This is a genomic window from Streptomyces sp. NPDC036984 (assembly GCF_055607665.1).
Genome location: NZ_JBVJRL010000008.1, coordinates 255,755 through 275,409, shown reverse-complemented (window position 1 = coordinate 275,409; position 19,655 = coordinate 255,755). Strand labels below are relative to the sequence as shown.

Here is a 19,655-nt window from a genome sequence, read left to right as displayed (position 1 = left end):
CCCGTGCGCTGCCCGACTGGACTCGCCAGGGCGGTCGAAAGTTGTACGCATGTTCGCAGGGCGGGAGTTCGGAGTCCGCAACCGGGGTATGTCCTTACCCGACTCTCACCGACCCACAGGTTCCGCCCAGGTGGACCACAGCGCGCGCCCATCGCCGGTCGGCACGGTGCACAGGTGACAACCGCCACCGAACCCCTCACCCACCCGGCGCCCCGCTGGTCCCTGCCGGCACTGCTCGCGATCATGCTGCTGGCGGCGGTGCTCTACGCGTGGAACCTCTCCGGGACCGGCCTCAACGGCTTCTACAGCGCCGCCGTGCTGAGCGGCACCGAGAGCTGGAAGGCCTGGTTCTTCGGCTCGCTGGACACGGGTAACTTCCTCACCGTCGACAAACCGCCTCTCGCCCTCATGGTCATGGGCCTGTCCTGCCGCGTCTTCGGCTTCGGCACCTGGCAGATGATGGCACCGATGATCGCGGCCGCGCTGGCGACGATCCGGATCCTGCACTCTTCCGTGAAGCGGGTGTGGGGGCACGCGGCCGCGGCGCTGGCCGCCCTGGTGCTGGCACTCACCCCCGTCACGGTCGCCATCAACCGGGACAACAACCCCGACACGCTGCTGGCCCTGCTGATGACCGGCGGCGCGGCGCTGGCCCTGCGCGCGGTGACGAACGGCCGGCTGCTGCCGCTGCTCGGCTCGGCGGTCTGCTTCGGCCTCGCCTTCAACACGAAGATGCTGCAAGGCTGGATCGCCCTGCCCACCGTCTTCGCGGTGTATCTGTACGCGGCCCGGCTGCCGTTTTCGAAGCGGGTCGTCAACCTCGGCCTGTCCGCGGTGGCGTTGGCGGTGTCGAGCTTCTGGTGGGCGGCGGCCGTCTCCCTGGTGCCCGCCCCCGAACGGCCGTACATCGGCGGCTCGACGGACGGCACCGTGGGGCGGCTGGACGGCCCTGCACTACCTCACCTTCGCGATGGCCGAGGGCACCATGCACCCGTACTACACGACCGCTCTCGCGCCGGGCATCGCCGCGCTGTGCGGCGGCGGTGGCGTGATGCTGTGGCGGGCCTTCCGTACGGACAAGCGGTGGGCCTGGGTGCTGCCGCTGGCCCTCGCCGGCACCGCGCTGTGGGCGATCGTGCTGCTGCGCCGGGCGTCCGGCTGGGACCCGTGGCTGTGGCCGGCCGTCGGTCTGGCCATGGCGGCGGCGATCGCGGGACTCCTGCTCTTCCGCACGGGCAACCGGGTACGGCTGCTGGCCGCGTCGGTGGCGGCGGCCGTGGCGGCGGCGGTGGCGGGGCCGGCGGCCTACGCCTGGTCGGTGCCGTCCGGTTCCGGCGGCGGCATGGGCGGCGGCCCCGGCGGCGGCGGTGACGGCGTCAGCTCGGCGGTGACGACCTGGGTGCAGAAGCACGGGACGGCGGTGAAGGAGAGCGTGTACAGCAAGAGCGCCACGTCGAAGGCCACTTCGCCCTCCTCCACCACCCAGTCGTCGACGATCTACCGCCTGGACCCGTCGGACGCGAGGTAGCCGGGGACGCTACTAGTCCCACTTCTTCCCTCACACCGGCGAAGGCGGGCTGCCTCCCGGGCGTGTCCCACGGGCCGGCCCACACCCTGGCGATGCCCGGCGCACCGCTGCTGCCGGGCATCCCGACTCCCTCTCTGGAGAGCCCATGAAGCAGCTCCGCTCCTGGACGCCGGCCGCCGCCCTCGCCCTGACCGCCGTACTCCTGCCCGCCCAGACCGCGTCGGCGCGGGTCGCCCAACCCGCCTGCCCCGACGGCTCCGTCTGCTTCTGGAGCGGCGAGGGCTTCGGCGGCTCCTCCTGGGAGTGGACGGCCCGCAGCGGCTACCGCGACCTGCCGCCGAGCCTCCACGACCACGTGGGCTCCTTCGTCGCCTCGACCCGCGCCTGCTTCATCAACTGGGGCCCGGTGGAGAAGCGGAACGTCTTCGACGGCGACTGGCGCTCCCGCTACCTCGGCGACTTCGGCGGGCGGATGGACGGGGTGGGGCCGGGCGGCTGCTGAACCGCCGGGGCGTTCGCCTGGTTCCGAAAACCGCACAGTGCGGACGGCGTTGGCTAGAGTGGCTGTGACGTGCGCTGTACTCCTGCGCGCCGCAGGGACACGGGCGCGAATGCGTCAGCACACGTCAGCGCGGTGAGGTCTGGCCCCGGGTGCCACCGGAGCCAGACCGCAGTGCATGCGCCGGGTGGGTCCGGCCGATCTGAGGCCGGTCGGACTCGCCTCGCCATTCGGCGAAGTCGTCCCCTTCGGCCCGAACCACAACCGCGTCGTCGCCCTACTTGGCGAACGCCTGCACACACACCGCGACAAGGGGGGCCACTGGCGTCAGGATCGCGACCGTGACCCGTACCCACCGGGGAAGCGGTTCCAGCTCGCGCTCTGTGGTGCCACGCCTTCTCCTTGCCATGCCCGTGCTCCTCTCGCCGTAGCGTCCCGCGCTGCGGGATCCGGCCCTGGCGGACCGGAGCACTGGACGGCGATCGAAGCACCAGCGGCACAAAGCATACTGGCCGCCCCCTGGCCAGGTCGGCACCTTCCAGCCATCAACTCACATGAAAGCGGGGTCACTTCTCGCCTGGCAGGCCTCGAACTCGTACTCCAGCACGTACGCGGACGAGTCCAGCACCATCTCGTTCAGCTCGACGGCCCGCCGCTCCGCGTCGAAGGCAGTACGCGCGATCAGGACCACCGGCACGCCCGACGGCAGCGCCAGCCGCTCGGCTTCGTCCTGGGCGGGCATCCGAGAGCGGATCTCCTCGCGGAAGCGGACCGGCCCGTGCCCGAGGTCCGCAAGCCTCGCGTACGTCCCGCCGGGACCCGTGTCCGGCTGCGTGATCGGTGAACCCGTGACGAGTTCGGCCGGCAGAGAGGACGTGGACAGCAGCACCGGCTTGCCCTCAAGGACGAAACGGCGGTGGCGAACGCAGACGGTCGCACCCTCGTCCAGCCCCATGACCGCCGCTAGGGCACGCACGGAGCCCGGCAGGCCGGCAGATCGGTGTGCGCATCACCCGGCACGAGGGGCGGCTTCGCGTCGAGGTCGCCGATGCCGGCTGCGCCCGGCCGCTACCGAGATCGGCGGCGGCCGACGACGAGCAGGGCCGCGGCCTCGCCATCATCAGCGCCCTCTCCACGCATTGGGGCTGCTGTCCCCGCCGACACGGCATCGGCAAGGCGGTCTGGGCCGAGTTGTCGCTTCCGCCCTCGATCAGCCCAGATGCGTAGGCGCGAACATCCGCAGTACCGCCGGGAGTACGACCACCGACGGGCCGGGGGCGGACAGTGCCTTGCGCAAGTCCTCCTCCAAGGTTTCCGGAGTCGTACGCACGCCCGGCACTCCGAAGGACTCCGCCAGGGCCACATAGTCCGGGCGGGTGAGTTCCGTCGCCGTCGCCTGGCCGAAGGCGTCCGTCATGTACTCGCGGAGGATGCCGTAGCCGCCGTCGTCGACGATCAGCCAGGTGACCGGGAGGTCGTACTGGCGGGCTGTGGCCAGTTCGGCGATCGAGTACAGGGCTCCGCCGTCGCCCGACACCGCCAGGACCGGGCGCGTCGGGTCCGCCGCCGCCGCGCCCAGGGCCGCCGGGAAGCCGTAGCCGAGGCCGCCCGCGCCCTGGGCCGAGTGCATGGTGTTGGGGCCCTGCGCGTCGAAGGCGGACCAGGCCCAGTAGGCCAGGATCGTCATGTCCCAGAAGGACGGGGAGTCGGCGGGCAGGGCGCGGCGGACCGACGCCAGCACGTCCTGCTCCAGGGTGAGTTCCTGGGCGGCTATGCGCTCGGACACGCGGGCCAGGAGGTCCCGTACCCGCTCGGCCGCGGAGTCGTCCGTGCGCTCCTCCGCCGTCTCCAGCAGCGCCTGGAGGGCCGGCCGGGCGTCCGCGTGGATGCCGAGGGCCGGGTGGTTGGACTCCAGTTTGCCGAGGTCCGCCTCGATCTGGATCACGCGGCCCCGGGGCTTGAACGTGTGGTAGTTGGAGGACAGTTCGCCGAGGCCCGAGCCGACCACCAGAAGGACGTCCGCGTCCTCCAGGAAGTCCGTGGTGTGCCGGTCCTCCAGCCAGGACTGGAGCGACAAGGGGTGGTTCCAGGGGAACGCGCCCTTGCCGCCGAAGGTCGTCACCACCGGTGCCCGGAGCTTCTCGGCCAGTTGGAGGAGCTTGCCCGACGCGTCCGCGCGGACGACCCCGCCGCCCGCGATGATCGCAGGACGGGCGGCGCGGGAGAGCAGGTCGGCCGCCACTGCCGTCAGTTCGGGGCGCGGCACCAACTCCTCAGGGGTCGCGTCCATCGCCGTCACCACCGGCAGGGCGGTCTCGGCGAGGAGTACGTCCTGCGGGATCTCCACCCACACCGGTCCGTGCGGGGCTGTCAGCGCCGACTTCCAGGCCGCCGCGAGGGCGGAGGGGATCTGGGACTGGGTGCGGACGGTGTGGACCGACTTCACCACCCCCCGGAACGAGGCCGCCTGGTCGGGCAGTTCGTGGAGGTAGCCGTGCCGGCCGCCGCCCAGGCCGGCCGTCGGGATCTGGCTGCTGATCGCCAGGACGGGGGCGGAGGCGGCTGCCGCCTCCTGGAGAGCCGCGAGCGACGTCAGGGCACCGGGGCCCGTCGAGAGCAGCAGCGGGGCCGCCTCGCCGGTGATCCGGCCGTACGCGTCCGCCGCGAAGCCCGCGTTGTTCTCCACCCGCAGCCCGATGTAGCGGAGGGAGGAGCGGCGCAGCGCGTCGAACATGCCGAGGGCATGCTGGCCGGGCAGGCCGAAGACGGTCGTCGCGCCCAGCCCGGCCAGGGTCTCCACGACCAGGTCTCCGCCGTTGCGCCCCGGGGGCGGGTTCAGCGCGGTCGAGATCTGTGCCGCCGTCGGGCGGAGTACCAGGTCGTGGTCGTGTGTCACTGCTCTCGGTCCCCTAAGGAGCGTCAGACGTTGCGGGCCGCCGCGATCTGGCGGCTCATGATCGTGGTCAGTTCGTACGCGGTGTGGGAGGCCGCGACCGAGGTGATCTCCGCGTGGTCGTACGCGGGAGCGACCTCGACGACGTCCGCCGACACCAGGTTGCAGGAAGCCAGCCCGCGCAGGATCTCCAGCAGCTCGCGGGAGGTCATGCCGCCCGCCTCCGGCGTGCCGGTGCCGGGCGCGTGGGCCGGGTCGAGGCAGTCGATGTCGATGGAGATGTACAGCGGGCGGTCGCCGATGCGCTGGCGCAGCTGGTCAGCCACCTCGTCGGCGCCGCGGCGGTAGATGTCGGCGGAGGTGACGATGCCGAAGCCCATCTTCTCGTCGTCGGTCAGGTCCTGCTTGCCGTACAGCGGGCCGCGGGTACCGACGTGGGAGAGCGCCTCGGTGTCGAGGATGCCCTCCTCCACCGCGCGGCGGAACGGGGTGCCGTGCGTGTACTCGGCGCCGAAGTAGGTGTCCCAGGTGTCCAGGTGGGCGTCGAAGTGGAGCAGGGCGACCGGGCCGTGCTTCTTCGCGACCGAGCGCAGCAGCGGGAGGGCGATGGTGTGGTCGCCGCCCAGGGTCATCAGGCGGGCGCCGGTGCCGAGCAGTTCGTCCGCCGCCGCCTCGATGGTGTCGACCGCCTCGTTGATGTTGAACGGGTTGACGGCGATGTCGCCGCCGTCCGCGACCTGGGCGAGGGCGAAGGGGGAGGCGTCCTGCGCCGGGTTGTACGGGCGCAGCAGCCGGGACGCCTCGCGGATGGCGTTGCCGCCGAAGCGGGCGCCCGGCCGGTACGAGACGCCGGAGTCGAACGGCACGCCCACGACGGCGACGTCGGCGGTGCCGACCTCGTCGAGGCGGGGCAGCCGGGCGAAGGTCGCGGGACCGGCGTACCGCGGGATGCGGGAGGAGTCGACGGGGCCGCGGGGCGTCTCGTTGCTGCTCATGATGAAATGCCTTCTTTCCTGCGCTTCATCGCGCATGTACTGCTTTCCATACGACTCTACTGGTGAGCCGGGACCGGTTCGGACGCGAGTTCGGGGGACTGTCCGGCGAGGCGCTCGCGCCAGGTGGCGAGGACGGTCTCGTCGGTGGGCCTGGTCGCCAGGGAGACGGCGACGTAGGCCACGAGGGAGGCCAGCAGGCCGTAGTAGACGGGCTCGTTGGCGAGGATGCCGTAGCCGGCCATCAAGCCGATCACGGCGAGGCCGCCGACGATCACGGAGGCGAGGGCGCCCTGCACGGTGCCGCGCTTCCACAGCAGCCCGCCGAGGATGGGCACGAGCAGGCCGCCGACGAGGAGGTTGTAGGCCACGGTCAGCGCCTCGACCACGTTGTTGAGCGCGATCGCGGTGCCGATCACCGCCAGGCCCATGACCAGGATGAAGGCGCGGTTGCCCTTGACCTCGTCGTGCTCCTCGCCGTCGCGTCGTACGACCCCGCGCAGCCGGGACCAGATGTCGTTGTTGGCGACCGTGGCGCAGGCGATCAGGGCGCCCGAGGAGGTGGACATCACGGCGGCCAGGGCGGCGGCCAGCACCAGTCCGCGCACGCCGACGGGGAGTTCCTCCTTGACGATGGTGGCGAAGGCGTCGTCGGGGCTGCCCAGCTTCGGGTAGATGACCTTGGCGGCCGTGCCGATCACCGCGCCGGCGAGGGCGTAGGCCAGGCAGTAGGTTCCGGCCACGGTGCCGCCCCACTTGGCGGTCCTGTCGCTGCGGGCGGTGAACACGCGCTGCCAGATGTCCTGGCCGATCAGCATGCCGAACGTGTAGATCAGGACGTAGGTGAAGATCGTCTCGCCACCGATGCCCAGCGGGTCGAAGTACTCGGTCGGCAGCTTCGCCTTCATCTCGGAGAAGCCGCCCGCCTTGACCACGGCGATGGGCAGGAGCAGGAGCAGCACGCCGATCGTCTTGACGACGAACTGGACCATGTCGGTCAGTGTGATGGACCACATGCCGCCGAGGGTCGAGTACGCGACGACGATCGAGCCGCCGAGGATGATCGCGGCCGTGCGGTTCATGTCGAACAGGACGTCGAAGATCGTGGCGTAGGCGATGGTGGACGTCACCGCGAGCATGAGGGTGTAGGCCCACATGACCACGCCGGAGATCACGCCCGCCCGGCCGCCGTAGCGCAGGTCGAGCATCTCGGAGACGGTGTAGACCTTCAGGCGGGCGATGCGGGCGGAGAAGAAGACCGAGAGGGCCAGCAGGCCGAGGCCGATGGTGAAGACCATCCAGGCGCCAGAGAGGCCGTACTGGTAGCCGAGGCCCACGCCGCCGATGGTGGAGGCGCCGCCGAGGACGATCGCCGCCATGGTGCCGGAGTACATGGCCGGGCCGAGGCGGCGGCCGGCGACCAGGAACTCGCTCTTGGACTTGGCCCGGCGCATGCCCCACCAGCCCATGGCCAGCATGCCGGCGAGATAGACGACGATCACTGTGTAGTCGACGGCCATGGGGGCCCTCCTTCGCGCACTGTCGGTGGCGTGTCGTGCAGAGACGTGGGGGTTCCTCCGGAGAGGGGTGACGGCAGCGGAATCGCGGGGACATCCGCCCGTACCCGCGGCTGCCGTTCCGTGTTGACACTAGGTGGCCGGAAAGCGACTGCGAAGAGTACGTTTCATCCATATGAAGTGGGCGGGATGGAGGAAACGCACACCATGCCGGAGACGATCACCCCAGCCGTCCCACCGACCCCACCGGTCCCGCTCTTGGCCCTGCTGGCCCGAGAGGACCTGGGGCTGCGGCAGATCGCGGGCCCCGCGGACTCGGGCGTCGTGATCCACTGGGCGCACACCTCGGAGATGGCCGACCCCTACCCGTACCTGCTGGGCGGGGAACTGCTGCTGACGGCCGGGGTGCACATCCCGGAGGCGGCCGGCTCGGGCACCTACTTCGACGACTACGTGTCGCGGATCGTGGCGGCGGGCGGAGCGGCCCTCGGCTTCGGCCTGGCGCCGGTGCACGACACGGTCCCGCGCGCCCTGGTCGCCGCCTGCGACAGCTACGGCCTGCCCCTGCTGGAGGTTCCGCCGCAGACCACGTTCTCCGGTGTGGCGCGCGCGGTGTGGCAGCTGATGGCGCAGGCCCGCCTGGCGGAGCTGCGCCGCGTCACGGAGGCCCAGCAGAGCCTCGCCGCCGCGGCCTCCCGGCCGGACCCGGTGCCGTCGGTCCTGCGCCAGCTGGCCCAGCGCCTGGGCGGGCACGCGGTCCTGCACGGCCCCGACGGCACCGAGATCGCGGCGGCGGGCCGCGAGCCGGCGGAGGGGGTGCGCGCGGCGCTGGCAGAGCTGACCGGGGTGGTCAGGCCGACGGCCCGGGCGGCGACGGACCCCGCACCGGTCGGCGGCGCCGGCGCACCGCCTCCCACCGCCCGGCCGCTGCCCACCTCCGCCACCGACACCCTCGGCCCCACCCACCTCGCCGTCTACGCCCTCGGCGCCGGCGCGGGCTTCGTGCTCGGCGTGGCCACGCCCCGCCGCGACCCCGGCGACCACACCATCGCCTCCGTCGCCGCCGTACTGCTGTCCCTGCTGACCGGTGAGCACCACAGCGGCACCGGCGCCGCCCGGTCCTCCGCCCTGGTCCGGCTGCTGCTGGGCGCCCCGCCCGAGGAGGTGGCCCCGCTGCTCGGCACCGGGCAGTGGCTCGTCGTGCACGCGCGGCCGGAGACCCAGGGTCCCGCCGGCTCCCGGCTCCGCTCGGGCGAAGGGGACCCCCATGACGCGGTCGCCGGCTCCGCCCTCGGCGCCGCCCTGGGCTCACCGCTGGTCGACGTCGCCCGTGACGTCGTACGGGTGCTGGTGCCGGCGGACCGGGACCCGGAGCCGCAGCCCGGCTGGACGCTCGGGGTGAGTGCCGCGGCCGGGCCCCGGGAGTGGCCGGCCGCCGACACCCAGGCGGCCCGCGCCCTCGCCCGGGCCCGCGCCACCCGCACCCCGCTGGTCCGCCACGCGGCCCGGCCGGCGCTGGCGGACCTGGTGCCGCGGGCGGACGCCGAAACCCACGCCCGTACGCTGCTCACCCCCCTCGCAGGGCAGGCCGCGCTCGCCGACACCCTGCGCACCTGGCTGTCCCTGCACGGCAGTTGGGACCGTACGGCGGTGGCGCTGGGCGTGCACCGCAACACCGTGCGGCAGCGGATCGCCCGCTGCGCCGCCCTGTTGGACGCCGACCTGGACGATCCGGACGTCCGCATGGAGCTGTGGTTCGCGCTGCGGCAGCACTGACGGCACGCGCGAGTGACCCCCGTCCCAGGAGGCGATATGCCGAAGACGCCCGCGGCACGCTGCCCCACAATGGGAGGCATGCCGATATCCGGGACACCCAGCCGCGCCCAGCTCCTCGACCACCTGGTGCGCACCCGTATCGCGGGGGACGTCGCCACACCCCGCGAGAACAACCTCTCCCACTACCGTCAGCTCGCCAACGGTGTCCGCAACTTCTGGTTCGGCTTGGAGCTGGGCGACCGCTGGACGGACGAACAGGACGTGCTGGCGGTCATGGCCGAGCGCGTGGGTGTCAACGACGACCCCGAGTACCGGTACGGGCAGGACACCATCGATCCCGAACTGACCGTGGACGCGCTGGACCGGATGGCGGCGCGGCTGCGCAAGGCGGCCGAGGGACGGCAGCGGGTGCTGTTCGCGACCGGCCATCCGGGCGGTCTGCTGGACGTGCACCGGGCCACCGCCGCCGCGCTGCGCGCCGCCGGCTGCGAGATCGTCGTCATCCCGGACGGTTTGCAGACGGACGAGGGCTATGTCATGCAGTTCGCGGACGTGGCCGTGCTGGAGCACGGGGCGACACTGTGGCACACCCACTCCGGGGAGCCGATGCGGGCCATTCTCACCGGACTTGAGCGGGCGGGGCGCCCGCTGCCGGACCTGGTGGTCGCCGACCACGGCTGGGCGGGATACGCCGGGCAGCACGGCATCGACTCCGTCGGATACGCCGACTCCAACGACCCGGCACTGTTCCTCGCCGAGGCCGAGGGCACCGTCCAGGTGGTCGTACCGCTCGACGACCATGTGGTCAGCCCGCGCTATTACGACCCCATGACGGCGTATCTGCTCGCCGAGGCGGGCCTGGCCTGACACCCCGCCAAAGACGAGGTGCGGCCCCGTGGACGGAGCCGCACGTCGTCACTTCGCGGTCGGCTCAGTGACCGCCGCCTCCACCGCCGTGGCCGCCTCCACCGCCGCCGTGGTCTCCGCCGTAACCGCCGTTGCCGTGGTCTCCGCCGTAACCGCCGTTGTCGTGGTCTCCGCCGTAACCGCCGTTGTCGTGGTCTCCGCCGTAACCGCCGTTGTCGTGGTCGCCGTAGCCGTAGTCGTCGTCATCGTCGTCCCACGAGTTGTGGTCGCCGTGACGCCCGTTGTCGTCATTTCCCCAGCTGCTGCTGTAGGAGCTGTGGTCGGTGTGGTCCGATGCCGAGGCGGTTCCGGCTGCGCCGATCGCGGCTCCGCCGGCCAGCAGCAGGCCGCTGGCGGACATCGCGACGAGACGCCTCGTGCGCTGTGATCGCATGGGAATACCTTCTATCTCCATCGTCTCCCACGACTCCCTACGGGGAGGCGCGAGGTGATGGCCATCGCCGCTCCGAATGAAAAAGAGAGAACGCGGCGCGGTCTTCAGATGACGCCGCAGCCAGTTGCAACCAAAACGGGGCCGGGCACCTCTCTCCGGGTCTGCCGGGCTACCGTCCACTGCGGCCTTCACTGATAGAGCCTAGTCCCACATGTGTCACACGTCACGTCGGCACCGGCGCCGCCTCGGCCGGTGACACGCACGCCGTCCGGGGCGGGGCCGTCACCGCGGGACGCGGACCACGCCCTCCTGGATGACCGTGATGGCGAGCTGCCCGTCCTGGGTGTAGATGCGGGCCTGGCCGAGGCCGCGGCCGCCGTGCGCGGTCGGCGACTCCTGGTCGTACAGCAGCCATTCGTCGGCCCGGAACGGCCGGTGGAACCACATCGCGTGGTCCAGCGAGGCGCCCACGACGTCCCCGACGGCCCAGCCGCCGCGACCGTGCGCGAGCAGCACGGAGTCGAGCAGGGTCATGTCGGAGACATAGGTGGCGAGGACGACGTGCAGCAGGGGTTCGTCAGAGGCGCAGTCCAGCTTGCCGTTGGTGCGGAACCACACCTGGGAGTGCGGTTCGCGCGGCTCGCCGTACTGCCCGTAGGGCGGCTCGTCCACGTACCTGAGGTCGATCGCCTCGCGCGCCTCCAGGAACCGCTCGACGACCTCGGGCGCGAGGTGGCCGTAGCCGCGCAGCCGCTCCTGGGAGGTGGGCAGGGTCGCCGGGTCGGGCGAGGCGGGCATGGGCGCCTGGTGCTCCAGGCCGTCCTCGTACGTCTGGAAGGACGCCGACAGGTGGAAGATCGGCTTGCCGTGCTGGACGGCGACCACCCGGCGCGTGGTGAAGGACCGGCCGTCGCGGATGCGGTCGACGGTGTAGACGATCGGCGCGCCCGGGTCCCCGGGGCGCAGGAAGTACGCGTGCAGGGAGTGGGCGGGCCGGTCCGCCGGGACCGTCCGCCCCGCGGCGACCAGCGCCTGCGCCGCCACCTGCCCGCCGAAGACGCGGGGGACGACGGCGGAGCGGGACTGGCCGCGGAAGATGTTCTCCTCGATCTGCTCGAGGTCGAGCAGATCGAGGAGATCCTGGAGTGCCTGGCTCATGGGTTGTAGTTGTACCGGCCAGTGATTGCGTCCGGTTACAAGGCCCTTACAGGCCCATGTCCTTGGCGATGATCGACTTCATGATCTCGCTGGTGCCGCCGTAGATGCGGTTGACCCGGTTGTCCGCGTACAGGCGGGCGATCGGGTACTCGTTCATGTAGCCGTAGCCGCCGTGCAACTGGAGGCAGCGGTCGATCACGCGGTGGGCGACCTCGGTGCAGAACAGCTTGGCGCTCGCGGCCTCGGCCGGGGTCAGCTCACCGGCGTCCAGGGCCTCCGTGGCGCGGTCGGCGACCGCCTCGGCGGCGTCCACCTCGGCCTGGCAGGCGGCCAGCTCGAACTTGGTGTTCTGGAAGTGCGCGACCGGCTTGCCGAAGACGTGCCGCTCCTGCACGTACTGCTTGGCGAACCGGACGGCGGCCTTGGCCTGGGCGTAGGCGCCGAAGGCGATGCCCCAGCGCTCGGAGGCCAGGTTGTGGCCGAGGTAGGAGAAGCCCTTGTTCTCCTCGCCGAGCAGGTCCTCGACCGGGACCTTGACGTCGACGAACGCCAGCTCGGCGGTGTCGGACGTCTTCAGGCCCAGCTTGTCCAGCTTGCGGCCGACGGAGTAGCCCTCGGACTTGGTGTCCACGGCGAACAGGGAGATGCCGTGCCGGCGGTCCTCGGCGGTGGGCGCGGCCGTACGGGCGCAGACGATCACCTTGTCGGCGTGCACACCGCCGGTGATGAAGGTCTTGGCGCCGTTGAGGACGTAGTGCGTGCCGTCCTCGGAGAGCTTGGCGGTGGTCTTCATGCCCGCGAGGTCGGAGCCGGTGCCCGGCTCGGTCATCGCGATGGCCCACATCTCCTCGCCGCTGACGAACTTCGGCAGGTAGCGCTTCTTCTGCTCGTCGGTGGCGAGCATCTTGAGGTAGGGCAGGGCGAGCAGGACGTGCACGCCGGAGCCGCCGAAGGTCACGCCGGCGCGGGCGGTCTCCTCGTAGATGACGGCCTCGAACTTGTGGGTGTCCAGACCGGCGCCGCCGAACTCCTCGGGCACGCTGATGCCGAAGACGCCCAGCTCGCCGAGCTTGTAGTAGAAGTCGCGCGGCGCCTGGCCGGCGGCGAACCACTCGTCGTACACCGGTACGACCTCGGCCTCGATGAAGGCGCGGAGGGTCTCCCGGAACGCCTCGTGATCCTCGTTGAACACCGTACGGCGCACGCCGCCACCTCCACGTACCTCGGCGCATGACTTCGGCATGTCTAAGCGCTTGCTCACTCAACCGTACCGGTGAGTACGGAATCCCGTCCAGGGGTGATCCGCCGTAACGCTCGTCACGCCGGGCCCTGCGCGCCGAGGCTCGCCGACCGCACGGGCGGCATCGCCGGCAGCGGCTAGTGCCCGCCGGCCGCCGCGAACGCCCCCCGCGCCATCCGGTGCAGCAGGGCCGCCGTCGTGCCGCGGCCGGGCAGCGTGCCGGCGCGGCCCAGGTGGGGGGTGGAGTTGAGCAGGCCGAAGACCGAGTGGACGGCCGAGCGGGCGGCCGGCTCGGTCAGGCCCGGATAGACCTCGCGGACCACCTCCACCCACAGCTCCAGGTACTGCCGCTGAAGCTGGCGCACCAGCTTGCGGTCGCTGTCGCGCAGGCGGTCCAGCTCGCGGTCGTGCAGGGTGATCAGGGGGCGGTCGTCCAGCGCGAAGTCGATGTGGCCCTCGATCAGCGAGTCCAGGACCTCCGAGGCGCCGGTCTGCCCGTCGGCCTCCGCCAGGCGGCGCTTGGCACCGGTCAGCAGCTGGCCGCTGATGCCGACCAGCAGCTCGGCGAGCATCGCGTCCTTGCCCGCGAAATGCCGGTACAGACCGGGACCGCTGATGCCGACCGCGGCACCTATCTCATCGACGCCGACACCGTGGAAACCCCGCTCGGCGAAGAGCCGGGCGGCCTCCTTCAGGATCTGCTCGCGCCGGGTGGGGGCGTCGGTTCTGGTGGCCATGCAGCCAATTCTAGACAGCGAGGTTAGCGGTCGTTAACCTGATGGAAATGGTTAACGCTCATTAACAGGTTCGATCACCGTGTGAGGGGACCGCAGGATGCACGAGGCACCGGAGCTTCAGAGCGCGGCCGATCCCGCGTCGGAGGGCTGGCGGGCCAATGACCAGGCCCATCGCGCGCTCGTGGCCGAGCTGCGCGCCAAGCTGGCCGCGGCGGCTCTCGGCGGCGGCGAGAAGGCACGCGCCCGGCACACCGCGCGCGGCAAGCTGCTGCCGAGGGACAGGGTGGACACCCTGCTCGACCCGGGCTCGCCCTTCCTGGAGCTGGCCCCGCTCGCGGCCGACGGGATGTACGAGGGACAGGCCCCGGCCGCCGGCGTGATCGCCGGGATCGGCCGGGTCGGCGGGCGCACATGCGTCATCGTCGCGAACGACGCCACGGTCAAGGGCGGCACGTACTACCCGATGACGGTGAAGAAGCACCTGCGCGCCCAGGAGGTGGCCCTGGACAACCGGCTGCCGTGCGTCTACCTGGTCGACTCCGGCGGGGCCTTCCTGCCGATGCAGGACGAGGTCTTCCCGGACCGGGACCACTTCGGGCGCATCTTCTACAACCAGGCGCGGATGTCCGGTGCCGGGATCCCGCAGATCGCGGCCGTCCTCGGCTCCTGCACGGCGGGCGGGGCGTACGTGCCCGCCATGAGCGACGAGGCGGTGATCGTGCGCAACCAGGGCACGATCTTCCTCGGCGGCCCGCCGCTGGTGAAGGCGGCCACCGGCGAGGTCGTCACCGCGGAGGAGCTGGGCGGCGGCGAGGTCCACTCCCGGATCTCCGGCGTCACCGACCACCTCGCCGAGGACGACGCGCACGCCCTGCGGATCGTCCGGAACATCGTGGCCACGCTGCCGCCCGGCCAGTCGCCGCCCTGGGAGGTGCAGCCGGCCGTCGAGCCGAAGGTGGACCCGTACGGGCTCTACGGAGCGGTCCCCGTCGATTCCCGTACCCCCTACGACGTACGCGAGGTCATCGCGCGCGTGGTCGACGGCTCCCGGTTCGCCGAGTTCAAGGCCGAGTTCGGGCAGACCCTGGTCACCGGCTTCGCCCGGATCCACGGCCACCCGGTCGGGATCGTCGCCAACAACGGCATCCTGTTCGCCGAGTCCGCCCAGAAGGGCGCCCACTTCATCGAGCTGTGCGACCAGCGCGGGATCCCGCTGGTGTTCCTCCAGAACATCTCCGGGTTCATGGTCGGCAAGGACTACGAGGCGGGCGGTATCGCCAAGCACGGCGCCAAGATGGTGACGGCGGTGGCCTGCACGCGCGTGCCGAAGCTGACCGTCGTCGTCGGCGGCTCGTACGGCGCCGGCAACTACTCGATGTGCGGCCGGGCCTACTCCCCCCGCTTTCTGTGGATGTGGCCCAACGCCAAGATCTCCGTCATGGGCGGCGAGCAGGCCGCCAGCGTCCTCGCCACGGTCAAGCGCGACCAGCTGGAGACGCGCGGGGAGCCCTGGTCCGCCGAGGACGAGGAGGCGTTCAAGACGCCGATCCGCGCCCAGTACGAGCGCCAGGGCAACGCCTACTACGCCACCGCCCGCCTCTGGGACGACGGCGTGATCGACCCGCTGGACACCCGTCAGGTACTCGCACTCGCCCTGACGGCCTGCGCCAACGCGCCTCTGGGAGAGCCCCAGTTCGGCGTCTTCCGGATGTGAGGAGGGGAACCGTGTTCGACACAGTGCTGGTGGCCAACCGGGGCGAGATCGCCGTACGCGTCATCCGTACGCTCCGCTCGCTGGGCGTGCGCTCGGTGGCGGTCTTCTCCGACGCCGACGCCGACGCGCGGCACGTCCGGGAGGCCGACACGGCGGTCCGGATCGGCCCGGCGCCGGCCGCCGAGAGCTATCTGTCGGTGGAGCGGCTGCTGGAAGCCGCCGCCCGCACCGGCGCGCAGGCCGTCCACCCCGGGTACGGCTTCCTCGCCGAGAACGCCGGCTTCGCGCGCGCGTGCGCGGAGGCGGGACTGGTCTTCATCGGCCCGTCGGCGGACGCGATCGCGCTCATGGGCGACAAGATCCGGGCCAAGGAGACCGTGCAGGCGGCCGGGGTTCCGGTGGTGCCGGGAGGCCGGGATCCCGACCTCGCCGAGGCGGCCCGCGCACTGGGCGCGCCCGTGCTGCTCAAGCCGTCCGCCGGCGGTGGCGGCAAGGGCATGCGGCTGGTGCGGGACATGACCGTGCTGGAGGAGGAGATCGCGGCCGCCCGCCGCGAGGCCCGCGCCTCCTTCGGTGACGACACCCTGCTGGTGGAGCGGTGGATCGACCGGCCCCGGCACATCGAGATCCAGGTGCTGGCCGACGGCCACGGGAACGTGGTCCACCTCGGCGAGCGCGAGTGCTCGCTCCAGCGGCGCCACCAGAAGATCATCGAGGAGGCGCCGAGCGTGCTCCTCGACGACAAGACCCGCGCGGCGATGGGCGAGGCGGCCGTCCAGGCGGCCCGCTCGTGCGGCTACCGGGGCGCGGGCACGGTGGAGTTCATCGTGCCGGGCGGGGATCCCTCCCAGTACTACTTCATGGAGATGAACACCCGTCTCCAGGTGGAGCACCCGGTCACCGAACTCGTCACCGGGCTCGACCTGGTGGAGTGGCAGCTGCGGGTGGCGGCCGGGGAACGGCTGGGCTTCACACAGGAGGACGTGACGCTCACCGGGCACGCGGTCGAGGCCCGGATCTGCGCCGAGGACCCCGCCCGCGGGTTCCTGCCCTCCGGCGGCACGGTCGTGCTGCTGAACGAACCGCAGGGCGACGGAGTCCGCACCGACTCGGGGCTCAGCGAGAGCACCGAGGTGGGCAGCCTGTACGACCCGATGCTGTCCAAGGTGATCGCCTACGGCCCCGACCGGCCGACCGCGCTGCGCAGGCTCCGGGCGGCGCTCGCGGAGACGGTCACGCTGGGCGTGCAGACCAACGCGGGCTTTCTGCGGCGGCTGCTGGCGCATCCGTCGGTCGTCCAGGGGGACCTGGACACCGGCCTGGTCGAGCGCGAGGTGGACGGGCTCCTGCCGGACGGAGTGCCGGCGGAGGTCTACGCGGCCGCGGCGCTGCTGCGGCAGGCCTCGCTCGCGCCCGCCGGCGGCGCCGGCTGGGCGAACCCGTTCGCCGCCGCCGACGGCTGGCGCCTGGGCGGTGCGCGGGCCTGGACGCCCCACCACCTGCGGGTGCCGGGGCACGAGCCGGTGACGGTGCGCGTGCGCAGCACGCCGGACGGCGCCACGGAGCTGCTGCTCCCCGGGGCGGAGCAGCCGCTTCGGGGGTCCGCGGGCGTACTGCCGCGGCCCGGCACCCCGGACCGGTTCACCTTCCTGCTGGACGGCGTCTGCCACACCTTCGCGGCCGGGCCGGACGGCACCTGGCTCGGCCGTGGCGGCGACGCCTGGCAGGTGCGCGACCACGACCCGGTGGCCGCGTCGCTGAACCGCGCGGCCCACGCGGGCGCCGACTCGCTGACCGCCCCGATGCCGGGCACGGTGACCGTCGTGAAGGTCGCCGTGGGCGACGAGGTGACCGCGGGACAGAGCCTGCTCGTGGTCGAGGCGATGAAGATGGAGCACGTCATCTCCGCCCCGCACGCCGGCACGGTCGCCGAGCTGGACGTGGCCCCGGGCACGACGGTCGCGATGGACCAGGTGCTCGCCGTGATCGCACCGCACGAGGAGGTGGCGCAGTGACCGTGAACGGTCTGCCCATGGTCGTACCGGCTTCCGGCCTGCCCGAGCGGGTGCGGATCCACGAGGTCGGCGCGCGCGACGGACTGCAGAACGAGAAGAGGACCGTACCGGCCGAGATCAAGGCGGAGTTCATCCGCCGGCTCGCCGACGCGGGCCTGACGACCATCGAGGCGACGAGCTTCGTGCACCCCAAGTGGGTGCCCCAACTGGCCGACGCCGAGCAGCTGTTCCCGATGGTCAGCGGCCTGCCGGGTGTCGCCCTCCCGGTGCTGGTGCCCAACCGGCGCGGCCTGGACCGGGCACTGGCCCTCGGCGCCGACCGGGTCGCCGTGTTCGCCAGCGCCACCGAGTCGTTCGCGAAGGCCAACCTCAACCGCACGCTGGACGAGTCGCTGGCCGTGTTCGAGCCGGTGGTGCGGCGCGCGAAGGACGACGGCGTGCACGTGCGCGGCTATGTGTCGATGTGCTTCGGCGACCCGTGGGAGGGCGCGGTGCCCCCGCACCAGGTGGCCCGCGTGTGCACGGCCCTGCGCGACATGGGCTGCGACGAGCTGAGCCTCGGCGACACGATCGGGGTGGCCACCCCCGGCCAGGTGCGCGAACTGCTCGGCCTGCTGAACGCGCAGGGCGTGCCGACGCACATGCTCGGCGTGCACTTCCACGACACCTACGGCCAGGCGCTCGCCAACACCCTGGCCGCCCTCCAGCACGGCGTCACCACCGTGGACGCCTCCGCGGGCGGCCTCGGCGGCTGCCCGTACGCCAAGTCCGCCACCGGCAACCTCGCCACCGAGGACCTCGTCTGGATGCTGCACGGCCTCGGCATCGAGACCGGGGTCGACCTCGGCCGTCTGACCGCCACCAGCGTGTGGATGGCCGCCCATCTGGACCGGCCCAGCCCGTCCCGTACCGTCCGCGCTCTCTCCCACAAGGACCAGTGATCAGCATGGACCACCGTCTCAGCCCCGAGCTGGAGGAACTCCGCCGTACGGTGGAGGAGTTCGCGCACGATGTCGTGGCGCCGAAGATCGGTGACTTCTACGAGCGGCACGAGTTCCCGTACGAGATCGTCCGCGAGATGGGCCGCATGGGCCTGTTCGGGCTGCCGTTCCCGGAGGAGTACGGCGGTATGGGCGGCGACTACCTGGCCCTCGGCATCGCCCTGGAGGAGCTGGCCCGGGTGGACTCCTCTGTGGCCATCACCCTGGAGGCGGGCGTCTCGCTGGGCGCCATGCCCCTGCACCTGTTCGGCACCGAGGAGCAGAAGCGCGAGTGGCTGCCCCGGCTGTGCTCCGGGGAGATGCTGGGTGCCTTCGGCCTGACCGAGCCGGACGGCGGCAGCGACGCCGGGGCGACCCGGACGACGGCCCGGCTGGACCCGGACACCGACGAGTGGGTGATCAACGGCACCAAGTGCTTCATCACCAACTCGGGCACGGACATCACGGGGTTGGTGACGGTCACCGCCGTCACCGGCCGCAAGCCGGACGGCAAGCCGCGGATCTCGGCGATCATCGTCCCGTCCGGCACCCCCGGCTTCACGGTGGCCGCGCCCTACTCGAAGGTCGGCTGGAACGCCTCGGACACCCGTGAGCTGTCCTTCGCCGACGTCCGCGTGCCGGCCGCCAATCTGCTCGGCGAGGAGGGCCGGGGCTACGCGCAGTTCCTGCGGATCCTGGACGAGGGCCGCATCGCCATCGCGGCGCTGGCGACGGGTCTGGCCCAGGGCTGTGTGGACGAATCGGTGAAGTACGCCAAGGAACGTCACGCCTTCGGCCGCCCGATCGGCGCCAACCAGGCCATCCAGTTCAAGATCGCCGACATGGAGATGAAGGCCCACACGGCCCGCCTGGCCTGGCGCGACGCCGCCTCGCGGCTCGTGGCCGGCGAACCGTTCAAGAAGGAGGCGGCCCTGGCCAAGCTCTACTCCTCCACGGTCGCCGTCGACAACGCCCGTGACGCCACGCAGATCCACGGCGGCTACGGTTTCATGAACGAGTACCCGGTGGCCCGCATGTGGCGCGACTCCAAGATCCTGGAGATCGGCGAGGGCACGAGCGAGGTCCAGCGCATGCTGATCGCGCGGGAGTTGGGCCTGGTGAGCTGAGGGTCACTTCCGCCGGGTGAAGCGGACGTCGGGGGTGTGTCGTCCACGACGGCGCACCCGATGGCCGGCAGTAGGGCCTGTTCTGAGTTGGGATCACGGGAGGGCTGGCAGGCTGCGCAACCAGAGATGGATCCGCGCAGGTGGAGCCCGGCGGCGTAGCTCTCGGGTGTCTTGTCGTA

Annotated in this window: 15 protein-coding genes and 2 pseudogenes; 9 read left to right on the top strand and 8 right to left on the bottom strand. The window is 71.9% G+C overall.

Going from position 1 to position 19,655, the window contains the following annotated elements; all coding sequences use genetic code 11:
• Positions 1–174: 174 nt before the first annotated feature.
• Both ACZ7DL_RS18080 and ACZ7DL_RS18075 read left to right on the top strand, forming a co-directional pair.
• Positions 175–1,369: pseudogene (locus ACZ7DL_RS18080) on the top strand (ArnT family glycosyltransferase); the annotation flags it as partial.
• A gap of 304 nt (positions 1,370–1,673) precedes the next feature.
• Complete coding sequence (locus ACZ7DL_RS18075) at positions 1,674–2,030, top strand: peptidase inhibitor family I36 protein (protein WP_470775141.1); 357 nt, start codon at positions 1,674–1,676, stop codon at positions 2,028–2,030.
• 547 nt (positions 2,031–2,577) lie between these two features.
• Here ACZ7DL_RS18075 and ACZ7DL_RS18070 read toward each other — a convergent pair.
• Positions 2,578–2,976, bottom strand: a pseudogene (locus ACZ7DL_RS18070) (UTRA domain-containing protein); the annotation flags it as partial.
• Between the two features lie 53 nt (positions 2,977–3,029).
• On the opposite strand from ACZ7DL_RS18070, the gene ACZ7DL_RS18065 reads away from it, so the two are divergent.
• Positions 3,030–3,254, top strand: coding sequence for an ATP-binding protein (locus ACZ7DL_RS18065; protein ID WP_470775140.1), 225 nt, complete (start codon positions 3,030–3,032; stop codon positions 3,252–3,254).
• Here ACZ7DL_RS18065 and ACZ7DL_RS18060 read toward each other — a convergent pair.
• The 3 genes from ACZ7DL_RS18060 to ACZ7DL_RS18050 are packed head-to-tail and all read right to left on the bottom strand — an operon-like array spanning position 3,238 to position 7,432.
• Positions 3,238–4,923, bottom strand: a complete 1,686-nt coding sequence (locus ACZ7DL_RS18060; protein WP_470775139.1) for a thiamine pyrophosphate-binding protein — start codon at positions 4,921–4,923, stop codon at positions 3,238–3,240. The genes ACZ7DL_RS18065 and ACZ7DL_RS18060 overlap by 17 nt on opposite strands.
• Before the next feature lie 23 nt (positions 4,924–4,946).
• Positions 4,947–5,915: an agmatinase gene (gene speB, locus ACZ7DL_RS18055; RefSeq protein ID WP_470775138.1), complete on the bottom strand. Its 969-nt coding sequence runs from the start codon at positions 5,913–5,915 to the stop codon at positions 4,947–4,949.
• Positions 5,916–5,971: 56 nt separating this feature from the next.
• Positions 5,972–7,432 (bottom strand): sodium:solute symporter family protein, encoded by a 1,461-nt coding sequence (locus ACZ7DL_RS18050; RefSeq protein WP_470775137.1) that lies wholly within the window; start codon positions 7,430–7,432, stop codon positions 5,972–5,974.
• Between the two features lie 204 nt (positions 7,433–7,636).
• On the opposite strand from ACZ7DL_RS18050, the gene ACZ7DL_RS18045 reads away from it, so the two are divergent.
• Together ACZ7DL_RS18045 and ACZ7DL_RS18040 are read left to right on the top strand one after the other, a co-directional pair.
• Positions 7,637–9,205, top strand: a complete 1,569-nt coding sequence (locus ACZ7DL_RS18045; protein ID WP_470775136.1) for a PucR family transcriptional regulator — start codon at positions 7,637–7,639, stop codon at positions 9,203–9,205.
• Between the two features lie 78 nt (positions 9,206–9,283).
• Positions 9,284–10,072 (top strand): phosphatase, encoded by a 789-nt coding sequence (locus ACZ7DL_RS18040; RefSeq protein WP_470775135.1) that lies wholly within the window; start codon positions 9,284–9,286, stop codon positions 10,070–10,072.
• Positions 10,073–10,136: 64 nt separating this feature from the next.
• On the opposite strand, the gene ACZ7DL_RS18035 is transcribed toward ACZ7DL_RS18040, so the two are convergent.
• The 4 genes from ACZ7DL_RS18035 to ACZ7DL_RS18020 form a co-directional block, all read right to left on the bottom strand.
• Positions 10,137–10,505, bottom strand: a complete 369-nt coding sequence (locus ACZ7DL_RS18035; RefSeq protein ID WP_470775134.1) for a hypothetical protein — start codon at positions 10,503–10,505, stop codon at positions 10,137–10,139.
• 282 nt (positions 10,506–10,787) lie between these two features.
• Entirely contained in the window at positions 10,788–11,663 is an 876-nt protein-coding gene (locus tag ACZ7DL_RS18030) for an acyl-CoA thioesterase (protein WP_470775133.1), read from the bottom strand.
• Between the two features lie 46 nt (positions 11,664–11,709).
• Positions 11,710–12,867, bottom strand: coding sequence for an acyl-CoA dehydrogenase family protein (locus tag ACZ7DL_RS18025; protein WP_470775132.1), 1,158 nt, complete (start codon positions 12,865–12,867; stop codon positions 11,710–11,712).
• A gap of 173 nt (positions 12,868–13,040) precedes the next feature.
• Positions 13,041–13,640 carry an SACE_7040 family transcriptional regulator gene (locus tag ACZ7DL_RS18020; RefSeq protein ID WP_470775131.1) on the bottom strand — a complete coding sequence of 200 codons (600 nt, stop codon included), beginning with the start codon at positions 13,638–13,640 and terminating at the stop codon, positions 13,041–13,043.
• A gap of 97 nt (positions 13,641–13,737) precedes the next feature.
• Here ACZ7DL_RS18020 and ACZ7DL_RS18015 point away from each other — a divergent pair, with 97 nt between their 5' ends.
• From ACZ7DL_RS18015 to ACZ7DL_RS18000, 4 genes are read left to right on the top strand one after another with little or no spacing between them, the layout of a single operon-like run.
• Positions 13,738–15,354 (top strand): carboxyl transferase domain-containing protein, encoded by a 1,617-nt coding sequence (locus ACZ7DL_RS18015; protein ID WP_470775130.1) that lies wholly within the window; start codon positions 13,738–13,740, stop codon positions 15,352–15,354.
• 11 nt (positions 15,355–15,365) lie between these two features.
• Positions 15,366–17,369 (top strand): acetyl/propionyl/methylcrotonyl-CoA carboxylase subunit alpha, encoded by a 2,004-nt coding sequence (locus ACZ7DL_RS18010; protein WP_470775129.1) that lies wholly within the window; start codon positions 15,366–15,368, stop codon positions 17,367–17,369.
• Between the two features lie 17 nt (positions 17,370–17,386).
• A complete protein-coding gene (locus ACZ7DL_RS18005; protein ID WP_470775169.1) occupies positions 17,387–18,310 on the top strand; it encodes a hydroxymethylglutaryl-CoA lyase in 924 nt (307 codons plus the stop codon).
• A 5-nt stretch (positions 18,311–18,315) separates the two neighbouring features.
• Positions 18,316–19,476 (top strand): acyl-CoA dehydrogenase family protein, encoded by a 1,161-nt coding sequence (locus ACZ7DL_RS18000; RefSeq protein ID WP_470775128.1) that lies wholly within the window; start codon positions 18,316–18,318, stop codon positions 19,474–19,476.
• The last annotated feature ends 179 nt before the right edge of the window (positions 19,477–19,655 follow it).

Excerpts from the sequence above, each read along its gene's own strand:
- ACZ7DL_RS18015 (WP_470775130.1), top strand. The coding sequence starts at position 13,738 with ATGCACGAGGCACCGGAGCTTCAGAGCGCGGCCGATCCCGCGTCGGAG.
- ACZ7DL_RS18050 (WP_470775137.1), bottom strand. The coding sequence starts at position 7,432 with ATGGCCGTCGACTACACAGTGATCGTCGTCTATCTCGCCGGCATGCTG.
- ACZ7DL_RS18000 (WP_470775128.1), top strand. The coding sequence starts at position 18,316 with ATGGACCACCGTCTCAGCCCCGAGCTGGAGGAACTCCGCCGTACGGTG.
- ACZ7DL_RS18045 (WP_470775136.1), top strand. The coding sequence starts at position 7,637 with ATGCCGGAGACGATCACCCCAGCCGTCCCACCGACCCCACCGGTCCCG.
- ACZ7DL_RS18020 (WP_470775131.1), bottom strand. The coding sequence starts at position 13,640 with ATGGCCACCAGAACCGACGCCCCCACCCGGCGCGAGCAGATCCTGAAG.
- ACZ7DL_RS18030 (WP_470775133.1), bottom strand. The coding sequence starts at position 11,663 with ATGAGCCAGGCACTCCAGGATCTCCTCGATCTGCTCGACCTCGAGCAG.
- ACZ7DL_RS18040 (WP_470775135.1), top strand. The coding sequence starts at position 9,284 with ATGCCGATATCCGGGACACCCAGCCGCGCCCAGCTCCTCGACCACCTG.
- speB (WP_470775138.1), bottom strand. The coding sequence starts at position 5,915 with ATGAGCAGCAACGAGACGCCCCGCGGCCCCGTCGACTCCTCCCGCATC.
- ACZ7DL_RS18035 (WP_470775134.1), bottom strand. The coding sequence starts at position 10,505 with ATGCGATCACAGCGCACGAGGCGTCTCGTCGCGATGTCCGCCAGCGGC.
- ACZ7DL_RS18075 (WP_470775141.1), top strand. The coding sequence starts at position 1,674 with ATGAAGCAGCTCCGCTCCTGGACGCCGGCCGCCGCCCTCGCCCTGACC.
- ACZ7DL_RS18005 (WP_470775169.1), top strand. The coding sequence starts at position 17,387 with ATGGTCGTACCGGCTTCCGGCCTGCCCGAGCGGGTGCGGATCCACGAG.